This is a genomic window from uncultured Halorubrum sp. (genome assembly GCF_937146585.1).
GTDB lineage: Archaea > Halobacteriota > Halobacteria > Halobacteriales > Haloferacaceae > Halorubrum > Halorubrum miltondacostae.
On record NZ_CAKZRO010000173.1, the window covers coordinates 1 to 2,572 of the forward strand.

Annotated in this window: 3 protein-coding genes; all 3 read right to left on the reverse strand. The window is 74.1% G+C overall.

From position 1 onward, the window contains the following. Window positions 1-534 (reverse strand): hypothetical protein (locus Q0116_RS14305; RefSeq protein WP_297889805.1); only part of this gene is annotated, 534 nt, incomplete at its 3' end. 83 nt (window positions 535-617) lie between these two features. Then, the gene (locus tag Q0116_RS14310; RefSeq protein ID WP_297889809.1) at window positions 618-1,685 is read right to left on the reverse strand and encodes an mRNA surveillance protein pelota; all 1,068 of its coding nucleotides are present in this window, start codon (window positions 1,683-1,685) and stop codon (window positions 618-620) included. A gap of 25 nt (window positions 1,686-1,710) precedes the next feature. Continuing rightward, window positions 1,711-2,572: DUF4013 domain-containing protein (locus Q0116_RS14315; protein ID WP_297889812.1), on the reverse strand; the 862-nt coding region annotated here is incomplete at its 5' end.

Below are 2,572 nucleotides of genomic sequence, written 5' to 3' on the forward strand. Positions count from 1 at the left end.
GGCGACGAACACCAGTTCCCCGCCGACGAGCAGCCCGGCGAGCAGCCACGCTCGGTAGGTCCACAGCCAGTCCCGAGCGGCCGCGAGCCGCCCATCCCCGTCCGCCTCGGCGCGGTAGGCGGCGTCGACCTCCCAGCCCGTCTCGGGGTCGTACGTCGCGGGCACGCGGGCCCCGACCAGCTCGTCGACGTCGAGCGGCGAGACGCCCGCGGCCTCCAAGAACTCGAGGAACGCCTCCGACTCCCGGAGCGAGCCGTCGCGCGGGGCGTCGAACCGCTCGGTGTGGGTGGCGTCGCCGTGGGGCGGGCGCATCTCGACGGCGACCCGGTCGCCGACGGAGCGCACCCGAGTGACGATCAGCGCGTTCTCCTCGTCGTTGAGGTACGCCTCGCGCAGGCGGCGCTTCACCTCGTCGTCGACGCCCGCGTCGTCGAGGTCGTCGGGGAGCGGGTCGGCGTCGTCCGCGGCGTCGGCGGTCGCCCCCGCCGACTCGGCCGCGGTCGTCTCGCCGCCGTCCCCGGATCGGTCCGCCATCGATCCGACGTTGACGGCGCGCTCGGATAAGCACACGGCCGCGGCCGCTCCGGGCCGGTCGCCGTTCGCCCCCGACGGACCGCCTACTGGAGTCGGTAGCGCAGGATCGCGCCGATGCCGCCGAGGTTCGACAGCTGCTCGCCGGGGGCGAACTCCGAGGAGAAGACGACCACGTCGCCGCCCTGTCGCTCCACCGACTCGATCACCTCGTTGACGTCGATCTCCCAGTCGCCGTTCCCCTGCCGCTCGGTGCGGAGCCGCTCGTCGACGACGAGCAGCGTCTCGACCGCGCCGAACTCGGCGGCCTCGGCGGTGTCGTCCGGGCCGTACGTCGCCTTCGCGCCCGTCGCGATGTTCTCCGTCAGGTCGTCGATGAGACTCGCCTCCTTGGAGATGCGGGTCTCCTTTTGAACCTCGTCGACCGCGCCGCGCTTGAGCACCTCGTGGACGCCGCGGTCGCCCGCCGCGGAGGTGTCGACCGTGGTGATCCGGTCGGAGAGGTCGCGGTACTCCTCGTCGATGTAGTCGCGCGCGTCGCTCTTCGTGAACCCCGGGCCGGCGAGGATCACGGCGTCGGCGTCGAGGTGCGCGAGCGCCTCGCCCAGCTCCGCGAACAGCTCCTCGCGGGGCCGCGAGAACTCGCCTTTCCCGGTCGGCTTCGTGAACGAGGCGTACTCCTCGGTCCCGTACTGCTGGACCGTGTGGACGTACGCCGCGCCCTCCTCGACGGTCGCGATGGCCACGTCCGGGTTCTCCGCGGCCTCCGTGGCCTCCTCTAACCGCTCCGTCTGGTCGGGCTTGAAGTGCTTCTCGACGGTGATCTCGTCGTGCTCCTCGACGTTGAGCGTGTGGTGGGCGTTGAGCTGGTCCTCCCGCGAGCAGCCGACGATGACCCCCGACACGCGGAGCCGGTTGGCGAACCGCGCGAACTCCACGTCCTCCACTTGGAGGGTGACGAAGATGTGCTCGCGCTGGCCGCCGGTGTCCCGCATCTGGTCGTCGTTCCGCTGGATCCGCCGTGTGGTGTCGCCCTCGACGAGGTCCCCGGGTTCAAGGACGTGCGCGAGGTGCCAGAGGTCGTCCACGTTCTCGGGGACCAGCGTGAGCCGTTCCCGGCCCTCCTCGCCGTACCCCCGCTCGGAGATGCGCATGTCCGAGCGTTCGCTCGGGACCGTATCAACCCTTGTCTTCCGCCTCGTCGAGGGTCGGCCCCCACTCGAAGCCGTCGTCCCGGGCGGCGGCGTCCGAGTTCGGGTCGGCGGCCGCGTCGCTCGCGTCGGCCGTCCCGTCAGTGTCGGTCGCGTCGGCCACGCCGTCACCGTCGCTCGCATCGATCGCGTCGGCCACGTCGCCGCTGGCACCGGTGTCGCCCTCGACGTCGTCGCTCTCGTCCCCGACCGGAACGGCCCGGCCGACCTGGACCGCGGCCGGCGGCTCGCTCCGCATCGGCCGCCCGCCGTCTCCCGAGACGACCTGAACCGACGGGCTCTCGGGCGCGGGACCGCTCTCGGGCGTCGCCGTGCCGCGAGTCGCCGTCCCGCCCCGTGGCGGTTCCGCGCCGCGAGTCGCGCCCGTGCCGCCAGCCGCGCCCGCGACACCGATCGTCTGGCTTCCGGCGCTCGTATCGGCGCGACCCGCGCCGACGGCCGCTCCCGCCCCGTCCCAGTTCTCCGACCCCGCGGCCATGGCGCGGGCCGCGCCCCGCCCGTAGAGCCCGTGAGCGACGACCCGGACCAGGAAGGCGAGCGCGACCCCGACGACCAGCGGCGCGGTGGGGACCGCCACGGCGTACCCGACCGCGAGCGCGCCCACCGCGAGCGTCCACCCCGTGGCGTACGGGCCCGTCGCGGCGACGTCGGCCACCCGCCGCGGGTTCAGTCCGTCCCTGAGCCGCCCGGACGCCGCGAACGCGGCGAGCGCGGCCGGCCGGACGTACGCGAACGCGAGGAGGTACGCGCCCACGAAGGCGACCCCGACGCCGGCGGCGGCGATCGCGACGGCGGCCGGCCCGGCCGGCCCGAGCGCGGACTCGACCGTC

Bases quoted from the DNA above. Each gene is read 5' to 3' on its own strand.
- Q0116_RS14310 (WP_297889809.1), bottom strand. From the start codon at position 1,685: ATGCGCATCTCCGAGCGGGGGTACGGCGAGGAGGGCCGGGAACGGCTC.